Here is a 17,971-nt window from a genome sequence, read left to right on the forward strand (position 1 = left end):
TTTGTTATGCAACTCTTAAATTGATGTTTTTTATATATACTCTAAAATAACTGTGTTAAAATATAACCCTATTATAATATTAATACATATATGTAAAAACATGAAAGGCAACTAAAGGAGAATCAATTATGAGGAAATTAGATAATCATATCGTAATATTTATAGCAGCAATATTTATTATTACTGTGCTTGCAGGAGGCTGCAGCAGAGAAAATAACACAAAAAGCTCTTTTAGTATTGAGCAATTTGAAAATGCCATGAAGGACAAAGGCTATAATTTTGAAATTAAAGATGTACGACAAGATTTTCTCAACGCCACAAGAAAAAGAATGATGATTGATAATAAAGCAATAGATATTTATCTATTTAGTAACGATAAAGAGATGGAAAATGAAGCAAGTCATATTGATAGCGGTGGCTGTGGTTACAATAATGGTTCTAAAGCAGTAAATGTTAGTTGGGTTTCATTTCCTCACTTTTATAAAAGGGGAAGCATAATAGTTCAATATATTGGAGACGATGAAAAAATCATGTCCGACTTAAAGGACATATTAAGTGAACAGTTTGCAGGATATACGCCTAAATAAGCATCTTTAAAGGAAGAATAGACATTCAATAAACTTAAGGAGCGTGCTCAGAAATCTGGGTACGCTCCTTTTTATTATACAAATGATATTTATTCATAATATGTAATAATATGGTATAATGGTTTTATACCATATTTATTATCCTTCATCGCAAGTTAAATATTTTGTGAAATAGTTGGGGGCTTTTAGCATGACAAAGATATCTAAAACCGACTTAATATTTTTAAGTTATGACTTAGTATTTATTTTAATAGGCTATATGTGTTTATACTTTTATAGTAAACATAATGCAAGTGCCTTTAATCCATTACCTATAACATTAGCAATTATAATTTCCATTCTCTTAATTCATATAATTCCTATAAATAAAAATAAAGATACACATATTTATAGGAATAAAAAGGCTCTGTTTCCTTTTATCATAGCTTACAGCATGCTAATTTTATTAATAATTGCTTTAAATACACTATTTAATCTAAACAATTCTTCTGTTAGAAACTTTAATCAAACATATATTTTACTGATTCAATTAGGTCTTACAGCAGCAATTTTTAGTTGTTATCTTTTTAAAATAAAACTTAGTGACTTTAACTGGAATATTTCAAGTAAGACTTTTGCTTATATTGTTCTTATATTTATAATTTATAGATTTATTATTAATTTCAATGGTATTGTTGATGGAACAATTAATATTAAAGGAATATTAAATTTAGAATTTATTATAGATTTTGCATTGAAGGCAACGATAAATTCATTATACCCTGCGTTGTTTGAAGAAGTTGCATTTAGAGGTTTTTTAATTTCTGGCCTAAAGGGATTTAATTTAAACAATAATGCATGCAATATTATACAATCTTTGATTTTTGGATCTGCACATATAGCAAGTTGGGGAATGCCTACTTCTTTGATACAATTACTTGTTTTAGCAATACAAGTTATGATTGGTTACTTGCTTGGAAAAATATATTTTAAAACGGATTCTTTATTGCCGTGTATTTTGTTTCACGGGCTTTATAATACAATATAGATAAATACTGAACAATATTGTTATATATCGTCAATTGATATGCAATTACGTTTTAACAACTAAGATTAAACACTTGCTTTGTTGTTAAATTAAGTCATAATGGTGCATCTTATTAATTAATAACTTAGAGGAGGATTATAATGAATATTTCCGTTAACCAACTATTAAACATTGAAGAATTAGATGCAAGGGCCATATTTGAAGGGGTTAAATACCCTTGGGAAGCCCTTGCAAAAATTAAGAATTTCATTTTTGAATATGCAAAAAATCTACCGGACGATTTTGAAAGAATAGAGGAATTTGTATGGGTTGGCAAAGGCACCACTATAGAAAAAAGTGTTCTTATAAAAGGTCCTGCGATTATCGGTTATAATTGCGAAATCAGGCATTCCGCTTACATTAGAGACAATGTTATCCTTGGTAATAATGTTGTAGTTGGAAACTCAACTGAGATTAAAAATTCAATCCTTTTTAATAAAGCGCAGGTTCCCCATTATAATTATGTTGGTGATTCAATATTAGGGTATAAAGCGCATTTGGGGGCAGGCGCAATAACCTCAAATTTAAAGTCCGATGGTACATTAGTAAAAGTAAAATGTGGTACAGATATTATTGAAACTGGTTTAAGAAAATTTGGTGCAATTTTAGGCGATTTATCGGAAGTAGGATGCAATTCGGTTTTAAACCCAGGGACAATAATAGGAAAAGATAGTATTGTTTATCCATTAAGTTCTGTAAGAGGGTATATTCCAGAGAACAGTATTTTGAAAAATAATGGTGAAATTGTAGAGAGAAAATAAAGCCAAGGAATCAGAATATCAATTTATTTCAGAATGGAATTTCATTGTATTTTAATTCGTATTTTTCTTTAAAACGCAGTATTGATAAGATAAGGCGACTTAATATGCTTATCAATAAAGGGGGATTAATTATGATAGATAGTAATGATTTGAAATTAATTGAGGAAGCGAAAAAAATCATCAATAAGAATTTTGATGAAATTAATGAAAATCACACAGTAGGTGCAGCCTTACGTTGCAAAAATGGTAATGTCTACGTTGGTGTAAACGTGTATGCTCAGCATGGCTCATGTGCCGAATATATAGCAATGGGCACTGCAATTACAGCAGGAGAGCGTGAATTTGACACTATTGTTGCTGTAAGGTCTCCAAAGAAAAATAATACCTTAATAGCACCATGTGGAAATTGCAGACAATTACTTATGCAGTATGCACCTGATATTAAAGTTTTAATACAAACTGAAGATGGGATAGAGAAATTCTTTATAAAAGAATTATTACCTTATTCACCATATTAAATTTGGTGAAGATAATGCTATTATTCTTATACAATATCATCTTTGCAATTTAAGCCGAATTAAAGATTATTTACACTATTTATAATAAGGGGCGATAGACGTGGAAGAAAAAATTAAAGAAATATTTATTAATCTTGGTGCAGAAGTTTGTGGCATAGCTAATATTGACCTATTTACTGATGTACCAAAAGGTTTTCACCCTACAGACATTTATTCTGATTGTAAGTCTGTTATTGTTTTTGCTAAGAAAATTCCAAAGGGATTAGCATATGTAAGTCCCAGAATTGTTTATCAAAATTTTAATAGTATCAGCAATGTAGAATTGGATAGAATTGCATATTTAGCTTCAAATGAAATTGAAAAATTATATAACGGAATCACTGTACCAATTCCTTCTGACGGACCATATGATTACTGGAATGAAAAAAACTTGGAGGGACGAGGTATAATTTCTATGAAGCATGCAGCTGTCTTAGCTGGTATAGGAACTTTAGGAAAAAGTACTTTGTTATTGAATCGTGAATATGGAAACATGTTAAATATTGGTGCTGTTTTAACTAATTTGAACCTATCATCGGATGCGCCTGCAGAGAATATTTGTATAAAAGGATGTAGATTATGTATTGATAATTGCCCAGTTAGTGCAATAAGTGAACATGGTGTAAGCCAAAAGCTTTGCAGAAATTGTGCTTATGCAAGTAATGATCGAGGATTTGATGTTGTAAATTGTAATAAATGCAGAACAGTATGTCCAGTTGCTTTGGGGAAGAAATAGGTATTTAGATTAATTCATATTTTTATTTTGTAAAGCAGTATTAGTAAGATAAGGCGAACTACAGAATATTTATATTAGGAGTTATTAAATTGAGTGAATTAATTTTAGTAAAACCATCAAAGGTTTTAGAAGAAAAAATTCTGGAATATAAACAAGAGTATTTAAACTTTGAGGAAACTAATATCAATGGCAGTTGTGGACTAGCCCATTATAATGATTTTGATGAATGGCTTAAAATTGTCCTTTCAATCGAGAAAGATAAACTACGCAATAATGTTCATGCCAGCACGTTCTTTTCTGTAAGAAAATCTGATAATAGAATTATAGGTACTATTCAACTCCGTCACTTTTTAACTGATGAATTAGAAAAGCATGGAGGACAAATAGGCTATGGCATTCGTCCAACTGAACGAAAAAGAGGTTATGGTAAGCAGCAATTATTACTTGTTTTAGAAATTGCAAAAGAAATGAAAATTTCAAAAGTAATGATTATCTGTGATAAAGATAATATTGCTTCAAGTCAGACTGCTATGAGTTGTGGTGGCATATTAACAGACGAAAATTTACATGAAGGTAAAGAACAACAAATATATTGGATTAACCTGCGCTAATAGCCATAGTCTATAAAATGTTTCTTACATAATAATAAGATATTGTTCCAAAAAAATTATCTTAATAATTTTAAATTACTGATATTCTTTATATAAAAAAAGAATAGACATTCAATAAACTTTAGGAGCGTACTCAGAAATCTGGGTGCTCTCCTTTTATTATACAAATGATATTAATTCATAATATGTAACAATATGGTATAATTGTTTTGAAAGATATTTATAGAATTTTATTAAGTAATAACTCAGACAGGAGGCCTAATAATGAATTACTTTTTTATTCCTATGAATAAAGAATATGCATACGAAATTGCGTACAGCTGGAAATACAATGATCTATATTCATTCTATGACATGACGGCTGATGAGGAAGACTTAAAGGAATTTCTTGATGAAGATAGTTGGACAAGTCAATATTTTGCAGTTCTTAATGATGAAAATGAGTTGGTAGGCTTTTATTCATTCGCTTTTGAAAATGAAATTATGTGGATAGGCCTTGGATTAAAGCCTGAATTAACCGGAAGAAACATAGGAACTGAATTCGTAGCAGCAGGCCTTAACTTTGGAGTAAAAAAGTTTAATTATAATCACAACTGTATTATGCTGGAAGTTGCCTCATTTAATAAACGAGCAATAAAAGTATATGAGAAATTAGGCTTTAAGTTTGTAGAGAAATATATGCAAAAAACAAATGGTGGAGAGTTTGAATTTATTAAGATGAAGAAAGTTATATAATGAACATTTTTATTATATAACGTAGCAATTGTAATTAATGACGAACTGATGATTATTTATATTCTACGATATTAGGAGGTGTAAGAATGCAAGGTGTTGAGCGTTACAAGGTTAGATTACTACCTCATAGTGATGAATGGAAAGAGGAATTTGAAGAAGCAAGAAAACAACTGAAAGAAATTTTCGGGGATAACATAGACGATATACAACATGTAGGGAGCACTTCAATTAGTGGTATCTATGCAAAGCCGATACTTGATATTGCCGTAGTATTAAAATCATTTGAAAATATGAATGTAGATGGAATGAAAATAGCAGGTTATGATTATTGTGGAGCACAAAATGAAGAAAAAGATAGATATCTTTTTGTTTTAAGAGGTGAAGGACAAATATCATTAAGGCATATTCATTGCTACGAACCTAATAATCTTGATTTTTATTATGTGACACATTTCAGAGATTATCTAAATTCACACGAAGACTATGCAAAAGAATATAGTGATTTGAAGATATCTTTAGCAGAACAATACCCAGAAGACAGGTTTGCATATACAGATAAAAAAGAAGGTTTTATACGAATGATATATCAAAAAATAGACCCTGAAAAATACAATAGGAATGTAATTAAATAATCATAATTAGAAATTATTTCAAGACGGAATATTCCTATAAAACGTCATATAAGTAAGATATGATAAACTTATGAACCATTAAGTTCATACTCTTAATGTGAAGGGTGGTGTATATATGAAAAAAGTAAGTATATTTCTATCAATCATAATTTTTTTGTCATTAATGGCTATAGGATGTAATAAAGAAAAAATAGATAAGAGTAAAGAAGAAAATCATATAATAGAAAATTCTAAAAGTAAATCAGACAATGATATAAAACAAATTGCCTTTGAATCATTGAGTGACAATGAAAAAAATACAATTATAAATTGGATGGATGGAATAGTAGAAGTGTATAAGTCTACAACAGACCATATAGTAGGAAGTTCCATTGAGCCGATAAACATAAAGGATAAAGATACTTATAAAGTCACTTTTTGGACAAATAATGAAGAAACTTTAGGCCCAATAACTATGTATTTAGACAGAAATACTTATGAAGTTCTAGGTGTAGATTTAAGAGATTAGCAAACAATTTTCTTGTAAAATGCCATATTTGTAAATCAATGCACTGGTTTATATAAGACTGTAAGCTAATTCAATAAATATTAATTTAGGGAGGGGGATTTCAAATGAACATTGCTCTTTGGATTGCAATAGGCGCCGCTATTTTAGGTGCTATTGTTACTATTAGTATTAGTAACAATAATAAAAAGGATAAAAACAATGAAAAGACAAATTCCAATTTTTTATTGAGGTTTACATAATCTTTACTACAAAATTTTCTTATATATGGTCAATTTGCAATACAATTACGTATTAATTCATAAACTTGAAAGTAAGGTGTTCAGAATGAATATTTTTATAAAGTTCCTTATTCAATTAGTGACCTTTATAATTTTGCTTGTTATTATACATTTTGGAGCAATTCTTACTCATTTAAATATAAAAGATACTAATAGTGAAATAATACTGACACTAGTCATAATGGTAACATACGCCATCATCGAAGCCATCGTTAAATATATAGCTAAAAAGCTATTTAAAAGCAAGATGAAATTGGATTAACAGTATTTAGAGGGTAATTATGAAAAATACATTAATAGAAAGAAAAGAGGATTAATAATGGCTTTTTTTAAAGAACAAGAGTTATATAAGGTTGAAATTATAAAATCATGTCCATTAGCTAGGGGATTTTTTGACATAGTATTTTCTAGGCGTTATATGCCATCACCGGATTTTCTTAAAATTGGAAATATCGGCAGCATTCCAGTTGGTACTAAAGGGTGGGTAATAAAAAAATTCAATAAGTTATGGTTTTTTCCAGATGATAAACAAACTGGTATGGATTTATTTATACCAGCGAGCTGTGATAGATTTTTAATACCTTACTATAAAATTGAAAATTATTGTACTGAAATTTAAGGAGGGTGAATTACTTGGATATATTTTATTTAATTCTAATTTCCATCATGAGCTTTTTACTGCTGAGGGAATTATATTTTTTAGTGAGTAGCGGAAAAAGAATTATTAAGTTAGGAAAAAATAGACTTGTTTATATTCTATACCTCATAATGCTGATTATGTGGCTGATATTTCTTTTCTTTAATATAAAAGGTTATTTAAATTACAATAATGATACTTCTTATTATAAGCATTATATAGAGGAAATACTAAGTAATGTATTTTGGATAGAATTTTTAATTTTAAATCTCATAAAATCATTTATAGTCTCAGAAATAAGAGAAAATGGATTATATATTGATTCTAACTTTTATAAATGGTCTAAAGTTCAAAGTTATATTTGGACATCCTCCAATACAATACAATTTAAAGTAAAACCTCCTTTTAGAGCAAGTACGAAGTATGACTTTATAATAAAAGAAGATTTAAAATCAAAGGTGGATGAAACTGTACAAAAACATATTCACTTATAAACTTTTTGTGAGGTGGAAAAAATGATAATTGATGAAAAAAAAGTATTACAATCCTTTGAATTTTGGTGCAAAAAATTGCGTGTATCTCCATACTGGGATATTCGACTTGAATTTGTTGACGATTTTAACTGGAGAAAAACAGGAGACTTTAAGATCGACTGTGATGATAAAAAGGCAGTTCTACTTCTCAATAGAAATAATCCAAAGCAAGAAAATCTTGAAGAAGTAATTGTCCATGAGTTATTTCACTTAAAAATGTACCCACTTGACCAAGTCACAGAGTCTTTAATCACTGCTAATTTTAAAGAAGGAACTGCTGCTTATGATTTTGCATACAATCAATTCTTTATAACCTTGGAGCAAACAGTAGAAGAATTGACGAAATGTTACCTTCTTGAATTTGGTGATAATAAAGAACTTTCATATGGTAGGTGTAAAAATCAAAAATCCTATAATGAGCTTTTTGAAGGCTTGAAAAACCTTGAGTAATTTCAAAAATAGACAAACTTTTTTTCAAGACATCGTATTTGTAAATGATATAACTAAATAAGAATTAGAGAGGTAAAGCATATGGAATATAGAAAGCTGCAAATAAACGAAATTAATAGAAATTTATTTAAACAATTTGAACGTCATCAAAAAGTGACTCAATGCTTTAGAAAGGTAAATGGAGAGTGGATCGTTAAAGATGTGCCATTTATAGATCAGTGGAGTGAGGAAGACTATTGCCAACTAGTAGAATTGTTAAAAAACACATTAAAAACCGGTGGTATCGTATATGGTGCATTTTCTGAGAATACTTTAAAAGGATTTGCATCAGTAGAAAGTGTACTTATTGGGGAAATCCATGAGTATCTTGAACTTTCATGCATTCATGTGTCTGAAGATATGAGGGGCCACGGTATAGGAAAAAACCTTTTTCAGATGGCTACCCAATGGGCAAAAACTTATGGTGCAAAAAAATTATATATATCTGCACACTCTTCTGTGGAATCTCAGGCATTTTACAAGGCAATGGGATGTAATGAAGCATTGGAATATAGTGAAAAGCATGTTGAAAAAGAACCTTGTGACTGTCAGTTAGAATATGTTCTTTAATGTGATGGTTATGCTTCAATCATCTAGTATGCAGGATTCTTTTATAAAGTCGTGAATTAAGGAGAAACTCAATGCTGTCCAATCTTATTAAAAAATTAAGTCAACGAACTCATAACATCATTGGAGCAATATTAAGCATACTGATAATAACAGCAATTGCTTCAATGTTGGCTTGCATAATTTTTGCTGTTATTGGAAAGCTCTCCAAGCTTTCTTTTATGACATCCTTGGCTGGATTTTGCTTTTTAATATTTCGTGTAATAGCAGTAATACTTGCTCCTGTTATTATTATCATATTAACTAGTTTTATCATAGATGCATTTATACGTGATGGATTTAAGAAATTGCTTATAAGGATCCTTAAGAATTTTACTGTAGCGTTTATTCTTACAATGTTTTTCAATTTTATTAAGTACAAAAATCTTGAATGGATTAAATCAATTTTATATGCCATGCTGATAACACTTTTACTGTTTTCTAAAACTGAAGTTGATTTATTTATTGAAGAAAAAGAGAGAGAGCAGTCCTCATCTGCTTTATCCAATGAAGAATTTAAGACAACTCAATAAATAATAATTTGTATGATTTAATTGCCAACCAAAGGGGGGAGAAACAATGGAAATTATTAAATGTACCTTTGATAATGTACCTCTACTTGCAAAGTTAAACAAAGAGTTATATGAGGATGAAAATAATGATAACATACCTACAATTGATGTTTTAGAAGAAAGATTAAAAATATCTATGGAAAGTGGTTCTAGAGCGTTTCTATTCATGGAGAATTGTGAAATTGTCGGTTACGCACTAGTAAAAATTCAAACTTCTCCATACTATCTTTCACATTTTTTTATATGTAAAAATAAGAGAAGAAACCATCTTGGAACTATTGCATTTAATCAATTAATGAACACCTTAAATACCGATTCGATAGATTTGGATGTTTTCTGTTGGAATCACCGTGGACAAGAATTCTGGAAAAGTCTTGGTTTTAAAGAAAGATGTATAATTATGAGAAAATGTAAATAAAGAAATAAAACGTATCATTGGTAACCTACTGCAAAACCTCAAATATCTAAATTTTAGAGAGACATATGGATAAGAGTATTTAGTATAGAGCTTAAGAAGTCTACTTTATAAAATTTCGTACAACATAAACATAATGAAAAATGTAAAATGTTGTACGTCATACCATCATAATTTCCTAAACAAGCTTAAATTGTATCAGTCCCAAAGCACGAAGCAAAAAGGATGTCCTGCTGGGTCAACCAAAGTAATCCATTCGCCATCACCATATTGTTCTTCTGTAACTTTGGCCCCTAATTCTATTGCTTTTTTCGTAGCTGCTTCCATTTCATCTTTATCTGATACTCCAAAATCCAAATGGCTCATCATTTGTTGTTTTCCAACTTGCGAAGGCCATACTGGGGGAATATAATCCTCATCATATTGAAAGGCTATACACATACCTGTATCCTTTGACTGAATTCGCACAAAGGTATCTATGTTGTACACAACCGGCCATTTTAACAGCTGGCCATAAAAATCAAGTAATTGGGGGATATCTTTGCACTCTAAAACAACTGTTTTTAATCCTAACATTCATTATCCTCTCTTTCATGTTTTATAAATGACACCAAGGTTCTTTATTTCTTCATGAAGACCATTATAACCTCCATCTAGTTTATGGCTATATTGAATTAACCTTACTATACAATATTATCATTCTATTCCATACCTTAGAACAATAAATTTGTATTAAAAACTTCTCATTGTTTATAGCAACTGTCAAATTAGGTTATATTTATTCATAAAGTATAGATAACAATAACAATGTGATCTATTTTATTAAAAAAATATACAGACGAGGTGATAGCATGTCAGGCAATTCAAATAATATGGAAATATCTCCATATAGGACAATTGAAGTAGTCCCACATCAAACAGAGTGGAAGAAGGATTATGCTAATGAGGAAAAAAAGATAAAAAATGTATTTAAAGATGAACTCATAAATATTCACCATATAGGGAGTACATCCATTCCAGGAATATGCGCCAAACCTGTTATAGACATCATGGTAATTGTAAAGGACATATGCAAAGTAGATATGTTGAATAATGAAATGTTAACTATAGGCTATTTTTCAAAGGGTGAATATGGAATAAAGGGCCGAAGGTTCTTTGTAAAAGGACAGCATAATAGAACGCATAATGTTCATGTATATCAAGCAGGACACTATGAGATATTACGGCAATTGAATTTTAGGGATTATCTCATCGCACATCCAAATGAAGCAAAGAAATACGAAAACTTAAAGCAAGAACTATCAGAAAAGTTTAAGTTTGATATTGATAAATACAACGATGGCAAAGATTCATTTATAAAAGAAATTATTAATAAGGCAGACCAGTGGGCAAAAAATAAATAGATTTCAAATAAAGTAGCTTTTATTGAGATTTGGAAAAACATGTTTTACAATAAGTAGAAGCACTAAAAATATAGATATTATTGGGGGGGTTAAAATGATTATTGATAATAATCCAAAAGAAAAAGAAGCTATGGAAGCATTTCGTAAAGGAGAACGCACTCTTGGTTATAAGCTTCAAGATGAGTTTGTGGCAGAATTGAGAGAGAATATAGGGAAAGCAGACCACTGCAGCTGTGAAAAATCCTGTAAGTATCATGGTAAATGTGTAGAGTGTGTTGCTATACACAGAGCACATAGAGACCATCTTCCTAATTGTTTTAGAAGCATGATTAATGAAAGAATCGAAAAGCTTTCTGAGTTAACAGAACATAGTATTTTAGATGAAATAAAAAAATAATAGCGTAATAGAAAACCATAAAATTAAGGAGATAAGTTCATGAAAAGATATATTTTATTAGCAGGCATTGCAGCAATAACTTTAGTTATTAGCGGATGTACAAATAATAAAAATAGTATTGAAACTGTGAAAAATAACTCCACGGTTTCAACTGAAATTGCCTCAACTCAAGAGAAAAGTGATTTAAAGAAGCCCAATGAAGACGAAATCAAAGCTTTAGAAGCATCCTTTAAAGAAATAAAAGATTTAAAGAAGCCTGATATAGAAGTAGCTAGGGATTTTAAGGGATCTCTTGGGAATGGAAGTGTAATAATGCTTTCGAGAGATAATAGCAGCCCACAGGAAGTATATAATATATCAATGCTAGATAAGTTCCTAGATTCATTTAATAGCGGTAAAGAAGGCTATGTACGTGTAGTTAAAGGAACACTAAAGAGCGATGGTAAACTTTTGGTAAATAAACTTACTGAGTATGAAACTGATGGTAAGGTCATTAAAGAAACTGTATATGATACCTATGCAGATAAAAATAAATTCATACCAGGAAAGCCTACATATTCACCTAAGATGGCAAAGACTTATCCAGGCAACGGTATTAGATATGCTATTCTTGAAAGTAAAGATACTCCAGATAATATGGGAGCAACTGTAATTAGCTTTGATAAAAGTAGTATAAAAAATTAACATCAGAGGAAAATATGCTTTTCCTCTGATTATCAAGGTTATTTAAAAATTAAAAAGTTCCTTTAAGTCCAAAATGTTATCTATGAGCATATCAGCCTCATCTAATTCTCCCTTAGTTAAAAACCCATAGCTGCAGCCAATAGTGTAAATATTGTTTTTCTTTCCAGCTTCTATATCTTGCTTTCTATCCCCTATCATTAGCATTTCCTGAGGATATCTGTCTTTTATCTTCTTCAAAATCTCATATTTAGGTATAAAACCATATTCCTCTGAGCATGCCAATTCTTCAAAATACCTATCTAGATGAAATAATTTACTTTGGCAATCCCTATAGTACACCTTACAGTTGCTTATGAATACTAGATGAATTCCCTTAGCTTTAAGAAATGCAAGCACCTCTAGTGCTCCATCATAGAGCTTAGGCTTTCCCTGTTCAATTAAAGAGGTCATTTCCTCCCCAATAATATTGCTGCACTTTTCCCTAATTTCATCCTCAAGCCCTGGCATAAAGCTTCTCCACATATCACTAGGATTGAAGCCCAGCCAATAGCTTATATCCTTATCCGTCCAATTCTTCTCCTCTGCATAGCCATTCTCTACAAGATAGGCATATGCCTTTCTAAAAGCAGCAGCATATATCTTTATACTATTATGCAGAGTACCATCATAGTCAAAGAATATGGTTTTTATATTTTCAAAAGGAATCATTATGTGTACTCCTAGAATTGATTAAGCAGGTTTGCCATTTCAATAGCTGTAACTGCTGCATCATAACCCTTATTTCCAGACTTAGTTCCTGCTCTTTCTATAGCTTGCTCAATGTTATCAGTAGTTAGCACCCCAAATATTACAGGAACCTCAGTTTCTAGCGATACATTGGCAATACCCTTAGACACTTCACTGGATACATAATCAAAATGAGGTGTGGCTCCTCTAATTACAGCCCCCAGGCATATAACTGCATCATACTTTTTAGATTTAGCCATTTTCTTTGCAGCAAGTGGTATTTCAAAGGCTCCTGGAACCCAAGCTATTTCGATATCATTTTCTTCAACTCCATGGCGCTTTAGTGCGTCCATCGCACCACCTAAAAGCTTACTACCAATAAATTCATTGAATCTTCCTACAACAATTCCAAACTTTAAATCCTTCGCTACTAATTTACCTTCATACATTTTCATATTATCTTTTCCTCCTTCACTGGTTACACTGGATATCTTAACCGCGCCGATTCTCCTCGTCAGGTATCCGGGGTAATTTAGGCCTTTAACCCTGTAAATGCCCATTTAGGACATTTACCTCCTTAGAACTTAAGCATATGTCCCATTTTTTCTTGTTTTGTCTTCAAGTAGTACTCATTTCTTTCATTATGATTCATTTGTATAGGAACTCTTTCCACTATTTCAATTCCATAGCCAGTGAGCCCAGCTATTTTCTTAGGGTTATTTGTCATGAGCTTTACCTTTTTCACTCCTAAATCCACAAGAATTTGTGCTCCAATACCGTAGTCCCTAAGGTCTGCTGGAAATCCCAGAGCCAAATTTGCTTCTACTGTGTCCATTCCTTGATCCTGCAGTGCATAAGCTTTTATTTTATTTATAAGCCCTATTCCTCTGCCTTCCTGCCTCATATAGAGAAGTATTCCTCTACCTTCCTCTTCTATTCTTTTTAAGGCTGCAGCTAACTGTTCTCCGCAGTCACATCTTAAAGATCCAAAAGCATCTCCAGTTAAACATTCTGAATGAACCCTTATTAAAACAGACTTTCCATCTGACACATCGCCTTTAACTAAAGCTACATGATGTTCACCATTCAGGTTATTTTCATAGCCAATCATTCTAAATTCACCATATTTCGTAGGCAGCTTTGCTTCTGTAACCCTCTTTACATACATTTCCTTGCTCTTCCTATAGGCTATTAAATCAGCTATGGTAATAATCTTAAGGTCATGCTCCTTTACATATTCCATAAGCTGAGGCACTCTTGCCATGGTACCATCCTCATTCATAATTTCACATATAACCCCTGCAGGATAAAGTCCTGCAAGTTTTGCTAAATCCACTGCTGCTTCTGTATGCCCAGCCCTCTTTAGAACTCCTCCTTCTCTTGCTTCAAGAGGAAATACATGACCTGGTCTTCTAAAATCTGAAGGCTCAGCATCTTTGTCTATAACCTGCAGTATAGTCATAGCTCTTTCATAAGCAGAAATACCTGTAGTTGCTTCAAGTGCATCTATTGAAACTGTAAAAGCAGTTCCATGAGAATCTGTATTTTGAGTTACCATTGGTCTAATATCCAGCTCTTTAAGCCTTTCACCAATGGTAGGCATACAAATAAGTCCCCTGCCATACTTAGCCATAAAATTTATGGCTTCAGCACTAACTTTTTCTGCTGCCATTAAAAGATCCCCTTCATTTTCTCTGTCTTCATCATCTACTACAACAACTATCTTTCCTGCCTTGATATCTTCAATTGCTTCTTCAATGCCGTTAAATTTAAACATTTTTTCCCTCCTTATCAGTGGTCACACGAGATAACCATTCTTGCCCATTCTCATGGTCAGGTTACCCGTAAAACTAACCTCTCTATGCAAACCCATTTTCACTAAGAAAATTTAAATCTATACCTCTTTTTACAGGTGTCTCATCCTTAGCTCCTAAAAGTTTTTCAACATACTTCCCTATGATGTCGCATTCTAAATTTACTACATCATTGATTTTCTTTTTAAGAAGTGTTGTCATTTCCTTTGTATGTGGAATAATCGAAACCTTAAACACCTCATCATCTACATAAGCTACTGTTAAGCTTACCCCATCTATTGCAATGGAGCCCTTTTCAACTATGTACCTTAAAAGCTCAGAGGAAGCTGCAATAGTTATCCATACTGCATTATCTTCTTTCTCATAGGCGATAATCTCACCAGTGCCATCAATATGTCCGCTTACCATATGTCCACCTAATCTGTCTCCTAGACTTAATGCCCTTTCTAGGTTCACCTCTGATCCACTTGAAAGCCTTCCTAAATTACTCCTTCTCATGGTTTCAGCCATTACATCCACAGTAAATCTTTCTCTGCCAAAGGAGGTAACAGTAAGACATACTCCATTAGTGCAAATGCTGTCTCCTAATCTTACTCCCTCTAGAACCCTGTGAGCTCTAATTGTTATTTCAGCTGATTTTGCAGCCTTAACTACAGCTTCAACCTTTCCTATTTCTTCTATCAAACCTGTAAACATAGTTACTAATTCTCCCTTTTAATATATCCCTCTATCATTATGTCATCTTCAAAACGATGAACTTCTATAGCTTGAAGACGTATTGCATCAGCCATATATGCCCTTCCAGCTCCACCAACTGGTGTTTTTGCAGCTTCACCACCAATAATCTTAGGTGCTACAAAGGCATTTACCTTATCCACAATACCAGCCTCTAATGCTGCATAGTTTATTTTGCTTCCACCTTCCAAAAGTATGCTATCTATCTTCCTTTCTCCTAGAGTCTTCATTAAAAATGCTAAATCAACTCCATTGTCTTTAAGTGGGGTTATAATAGCCTGTGCTCCTTTTTCTTCTAGAGCTTTTAGCTTATCCTTATCAGCTTTTTCAGTAGCCGCAATAATGGTAGGTGACTTAGATTCTAAATTTAATACTTTTGCTTCTAATGGAATCCTAGCACTGCTGTCTATAATTATCCTTGCTGCATCGCTCCCATTCTCAAGTCTTGTAGTTAACATAGGATCATCAGCAAGTACAGTACCTATACCTACCATAACTCCAGCAGCCCTATGTCTAAGTTCATGAACATATCTTCTTGAAGCCTCTCCAGTAATCCACTTGGAATCACCAGTATATGCTGCTATTTTTCCATCTAGGGTCATAGCTGTTTTCATTATGCAGAAGGGAAGCTTTGTTGTTATATATTTAAGGAATATTTCATTAAGCTTTTTCCCCTCTTCCTCCAACACTCCAGTGACTACCTCAATACCATTGTCTTCAAGTATTTTAATTCCCCTTCCTTCTACCAGTGGGTTAGGATCTTTTAAACCAATTATTACTCTTTTTATTCCCTTTTTAACTATTGCTTCTGCGCAAGGTGGAGTATTACCATAATGTGAACAGGGCTCTAAGGTAACGTACATATCCGCTCCCCTGACATCCTCCACAGCATTATTAAAAGCATTTATCTCTGCATGATGACTTCCATAAAGCTGATGATAGCCTTCACCAATAATCCTGCCCTCTTTAACAATAACTGCTCCAACCAGAGGATTAGGATTTGTATAACCTGTTCCCTTCCTTGCCAGCTCCAATGCTCTTTGCATATACTTGATATCCAACACAATCACCCCAATGTTTTATATAATTAATAAAGCCCTGAGAAATTATTCTCAGGGCTTAAAAGCACTAGTAACTTATTTAATAATATAACCTAAATAATTTATATTATTAAATATAAGCTAAGTTTTTATCTTCTTTCATCCAGACTTTACTGTCGGCCTCGGAGTTTCACCGAATCTGCCTTACGGCTCGCGGGCTATACCGCCGGTAGGGAATTACACCCTGCCCTGAAGATTTATTCAGTTTTGATAGGCTAATAATATCACTACAAAATACCTACGTCAACTATACGCTTATTATTTTTTATTGCATAGATCTATTCCTTTTCCTTAATTGTAAGGCTTGAAGCACTTCAGTGAATTGAAATTAATAGTTATAAAAAAAGGTGCATCAGCACCCTTTTCTTATAAAATTCTTATGGAAGCACATTGCCTGCTGCCCTATATATCTCATACCACTCTTGTCTTGTTAGTTCAACCTGTGAAGCTTTGCAAATATCCTTAAGACGCTTTTTATTTGTGGTACCTACAATTGGCTGAATTTTTGCAGGATGTCTTAAAATCCATGCTATTGCTATAGCTGAATTTGACACACCTTTAGCAGATGCAATTTCATTTATTTTATTATTTAATTCAGGAAACTTATCATTGTCTAAAAATGTACCCTCAAAAAATCCATATTGGAAAGGTGACCATGCCTGTATAGTTACATCCTTCAATCTGCAATACTCTAATACACTGCCATCTCTATCAATAGAAGCACCATTCTTCATATTTACATTAAGACCTGAATCAATCATTCCAGTGTTGGTTACACTCAGCTGAAGCTGATTAATAACAATTTTATTATTTAAATATTTATTTAATAGTTCAATTTGCATAGGATTATGGTTACTTACTCCAAAGTATCTAACCTTTCCGGATTTATGCAAAGCAGAAAAAGCCTCAGCAACTTCTTCTGGCTCCATTAGTGTATCTGGACGGTGAAGGAGAAGTACATCTATATACTCTGTTCTTAAACGCCTAAGACTTCCATCCACAGAACTCATAATATGTTCCTTTGAAAAATCATAGTATCCTTTTCTAATGCCGCACTTTGTCTGGATTAAAAACTTTTCTCTAACACTAGGACTCATATTAACAGCTTCCGCAAAGACTTCCTCAGATTTACCTCCACCATAAATATCTGCATGATCAAAAAAGTTAATATTCTCCTCTAGAGCTGTATTTATGAGCTCAGCTGCTTCATTAGCAGTTAAATTATTTATCCTCATGCATCCCATTACAATTTCAGAGGCACTTATTTTTCCCTCTGCAATATTTATCTTTTTCATAATTTGCACCTTCTTTATATCAGCTTTACTATCTTAATAATTATTATAATCTTTTTATTAAAGTAAAACTATAAAACCCCATAAAAAAACAGGA

At 32.0% G+C, this 17,971-nt stretch carries 27 protein-coding genes and 1 riboswitch; of the genes, 20 read left to right on the forward strand and 7 right to left on the reverse strand.

Annotation, left to right across the window (positions count from 1 at the left end; translation table 11 throughout):
• The first annotated feature begins 128 nt into the window (after positions 1-128).
• The 17 genes from bsdE14_RS08380 to bsdE14_RS08460 all read left to right on the forward strand — a co-directional run bounded on the left by bsdE14_RS08380 (position 129) and on the right by bsdE14_RS08460 (position 9,726).
• Positions 129-587 (forward strand): hypothetical protein, encoded by a 459-nt coding sequence (locus bsdE14_RS08380; protein ID WP_264849481.1) that lies wholly within the window; start codon positions 129-131, stop codon positions 585-587.
• Between the two features lie 190 nt (positions 588-777).
• Complete coding sequence (locus bsdE14_RS08385) at positions 778-1,614, forward strand: CPBP family intramembrane glutamic endopeptidase (protein WP_264849482.1); 837 nt, start codon at positions 778-780, stop codon at positions 1,612-1,614.
• A gap of 140 nt (positions 1,615-1,754) precedes the next feature.
• The gene (locus tag bsdE14_RS08390; RefSeq protein ID WP_264849483.1) at positions 1,755-2,414 is read left to right on the forward strand and encodes an acyltransferase; all 660 of its coding nucleotides are present in this window, start codon (positions 1,755-1,757) and stop codon (positions 2,412-2,414) included.
• A 131-nt stretch (positions 2,415-2,545) separates the two neighbouring features.
• The gene (locus bsdE14_RS08395; RefSeq protein ID WP_264849484.1) at positions 2,546-2,932 is read left to right on the forward strand and encodes a cytidine/deoxycytidylate deaminase family protein; all 387 of its coding nucleotides are present in this window, start codon (positions 2,546-2,548) and stop codon (positions 2,930-2,932) included.
• Between the two features lie 100 nt (positions 2,933-3,032).
• Positions 3,033-3,707, forward strand: coding sequence for an epoxyqueuosine reductase (locus bsdE14_RS08400; RefSeq protein WP_264849485.1), 675 nt, complete (start codon positions 3,033-3,035; stop codon positions 3,705-3,707).
• Positions 3,708-3,796: 89 nt separating this feature from the next.
• Positions 3,797-4,318 (forward strand): GNAT family N-acetyltransferase, encoded by a 522-nt coding sequence (locus bsdE14_RS08405; RefSeq protein WP_264849486.1) that lies wholly within the window; start codon positions 3,797-3,799, stop codon positions 4,316-4,318.
• A gap of 264 nt (positions 4,319-4,582) precedes the next feature.
• The gene (locus tag bsdE14_RS08410; RefSeq protein WP_264849487.1) at positions 4,583-5,053 is read left to right on the forward strand and encodes a GNAT family N-acetyltransferase; all 471 of its coding nucleotides are present in this window, start codon (positions 4,583-4,585) and stop codon (positions 5,051-5,053) included.
• Between the two features lie 86 nt (positions 5,054-5,139).
• Positions 5,140-5,685 carry a GrpB family protein gene (locus bsdE14_RS08415; protein ID WP_264849488.1) on the forward strand — a complete coding sequence of 182 codons (546 nt, stop codon included), beginning with the start codon at positions 5,140-5,142 and terminating at the stop codon, positions 5,683-5,685.
• 115 nt (positions 5,686-5,800) lie between these two features.
• Positions 5,801-6,193, forward strand: coding sequence for a hypothetical protein (locus tag bsdE14_RS08420; RefSeq protein ID WP_264849489.1), 393 nt, complete (start codon positions 5,801-5,803; stop codon positions 6,191-6,193).
• Between the two features lie 104 nt (positions 6,194-6,297).
• The gene (locus tag bsdE14_RS08425; RefSeq protein ID WP_264849490.1) at positions 6,298-6,432 is read left to right on the forward strand and encodes a hypothetical protein; all 135 of its coding nucleotides are present in this window, start codon (positions 6,298-6,300) and stop codon (positions 6,430-6,432) included.
• Positions 6,433-6,517: 85 nt separating this feature from the next.
• Positions 6,518-6,733, forward strand: coding sequence for a hypothetical protein (locus bsdE14_RS08430; protein WP_264849491.1), 216 nt, complete (start codon positions 6,518-6,520; stop codon positions 6,731-6,733).
• A 57-nt stretch (positions 6,734-6,790) separates the two neighbouring features.
• Positions 6,791-7,090, forward strand: a complete 300-nt coding sequence (locus bsdE14_RS08435; RefSeq protein WP_264849492.1) for a hypothetical protein — start codon at positions 6,791-6,793, stop codon at positions 7,088-7,090.
• Between the two features lie 14 nt (positions 7,091-7,104).
• Positions 7,105-7,602: a DUF5673 domain-containing protein gene (locus bsdE14_RS08440; protein WP_264849493.1), complete on the forward strand. Its 498-nt coding sequence runs from the start codon at positions 7,105-7,107 to the stop codon at positions 7,600-7,602.
• A 21-nt stretch (positions 7,603-7,623) separates the two neighbouring features.
• Positions 7,624-8,091, forward strand: coding sequence for a hypothetical protein (locus bsdE14_RS08445; RefSeq protein ID WP_264849494.1), 468 nt, complete (start codon positions 7,624-7,626; stop codon positions 8,089-8,091).
• Between the two features lie 81 nt (positions 8,092-8,172).
• Positions 8,173-8,700, forward strand: a complete 528-nt coding sequence (locus bsdE14_RS08450; protein WP_264849495.1) for a GNAT family N-acetyltransferase — start codon at positions 8,173-8,175, stop codon at positions 8,698-8,700.
• 71 nt (positions 8,701-8,771) lie between these two features.
• Positions 8,772-9,269 (forward strand): hypothetical protein, encoded by a 498-nt coding sequence (locus bsdE14_RS08455; RefSeq protein WP_264849496.1) that lies wholly within the window; start codon positions 8,772-8,774, stop codon positions 9,267-9,269.
• Positions 9,270-9,315: 46 nt separating this feature from the next.
• Positions 9,316-9,726 (forward strand): GNAT family N-acetyltransferase, encoded by a 411-nt coding sequence (locus tag bsdE14_RS08460; RefSeq protein WP_264849497.1) that lies wholly within the window; start codon positions 9,316-9,318, stop codon positions 9,724-9,726.
• A 195-nt stretch (positions 9,727-9,921) separates the two neighbouring features.
• Here the strand turns inward: bsdE14_RS08460 and bsdE14_RS08465 are convergent, their stop codons facing one another.
• On the reverse strand, positions 9,922-10,299 hold the full coding sequence (locus tag bsdE14_RS08465) for a VOC family protein (protein ID WP_264849498.1): 378 nt from the start codon (positions 10,297-10,299) through the stop codon (positions 9,922-9,924).
• 275 nt (positions 10,300-10,574) lie between these two features.
• Here bsdE14_RS08465 and bsdE14_RS08470 point away from each other — a divergent pair, with 275 nt between their 5' ends.
• From bsdE14_RS08470 to bsdE14_RS08480, 3 genes are all read left to right on the forward strand, one after another.
• A complete protein-coding gene (locus bsdE14_RS08470; RefSeq protein WP_264849499.1) occupies positions 10,575-11,126 on the forward strand; it encodes a GrpB family protein in 552 nt (183 codons plus the stop codon).
• Between the two features lie 94 nt (positions 11,127-11,220).
• Positions 11,221-11,523, forward strand: coding sequence for an LPS biosynthesis protein (locus tag bsdE14_RS08475; protein ID WP_264849500.1), 303 nt, complete (start codon positions 11,221-11,223; stop codon positions 11,521-11,523).
• Positions 11,524-11,562: 39 nt separating this feature from the next.
• Positions 11,563-12,207, forward strand: coding sequence for a DUF4362 domain-containing protein (locus bsdE14_RS08480; protein WP_264849501.1), 645 nt, complete (start codon positions 11,563-11,565; stop codon positions 12,205-12,207).
• A gap of 42 nt (positions 12,208-12,249) precedes the next feature.
• Here bsdE14_RS08480 and bsdE14_RS08485 read toward each other — a convergent pair whose 3' ends face one another.
• The 6 genes from bsdE14_RS08485 to bsdE14_RS08510 all read right to left on the reverse strand — a co-directional run bounded on the left by bsdE14_RS08485 (position 12,250) and on the right by bsdE14_RS08510 (position 17,877).
• Positions 12,250-12,915, reverse strand: coding sequence for an HAD family hydrolase (locus tag bsdE14_RS08485; RefSeq protein WP_264849502.1), 666 nt, complete (start codon positions 12,913-12,915; stop codon positions 12,250-12,252).
• Positions 12,916-12,926: 11 nt separating this feature from the next.
• The gene (ribH, locus tag bsdE14_RS08490; protein WP_264849504.1) at positions 12,927-13,388 is read right to left on the reverse strand and encodes a 6,7-dimethyl-8-ribityllumazine synthase; all 462 of its coding nucleotides are present in this window, start codon (positions 13,386-13,388) and stop codon (positions 12,927-12,929) included.
• A gap of 122 nt (positions 13,389-13,510) precedes the next feature.
• Positions 13,511-14,710, reverse strand: coding sequence for a bifunctional 3,4-dihydroxy-2-butanone-4-phosphate synthase/GTP cyclohydrolase II (locus bsdE14_RS08495; protein ID WP_264849505.1), 1,200 nt, complete (start codon positions 14,708-14,710; stop codon positions 13,511-13,513).
• A gap of 82 nt (positions 14,711-14,792) precedes the next feature.
• Entirely contained in the window at positions 14,793-15,443 is a 651-nt protein-coding gene (locus bsdE14_RS08500) for a riboflavin synthase (RefSeq protein WP_264849506.1), read from the reverse strand.
• A 5-nt stretch (positions 15,444-15,448) separates the two neighbouring features.
• Positions 15,449-16,543 (reverse strand): bifunctional diaminohydroxyphosphoribosylaminopyrimidine deaminase/5-amino-6-(5-phosphoribosylamino)uracil reductase RibD, encoded by a 1,095-nt coding sequence (gene ribD / locus bsdE14_RS08505; protein WP_264849507.1) that lies wholly within the window; start codon positions 16,541-16,543, stop codon positions 15,449-15,451.
• Between the two features lie 126 nt (positions 16,544-16,669).
• Positions 16,670-16,783: riboswitch (FMN riboswitch) on the reverse strand.
• Between the two features lie 176 nt (positions 16,784-16,959).
• Positions 16,960-17,877, reverse strand: coding sequence for an aldo/keto reductase (locus tag bsdE14_RS08510; RefSeq protein ID WP_264849508.1), 918 nt, complete (start codon positions 17,875-17,877; stop codon positions 16,960-16,962).
• Positions 17,878-17,971: the final 94 nt, after the last annotated feature.

It is taken from the genome of Clostridium omnivorum (assembly GCF_026012015.1).
GTDB classification, from domain to species: domain Bacteria; phylum Bacillota; class Clostridia; order Clostridiales; family Clostridiaceae; genus Clostridium_AX; species Clostridium_AX omnivorum.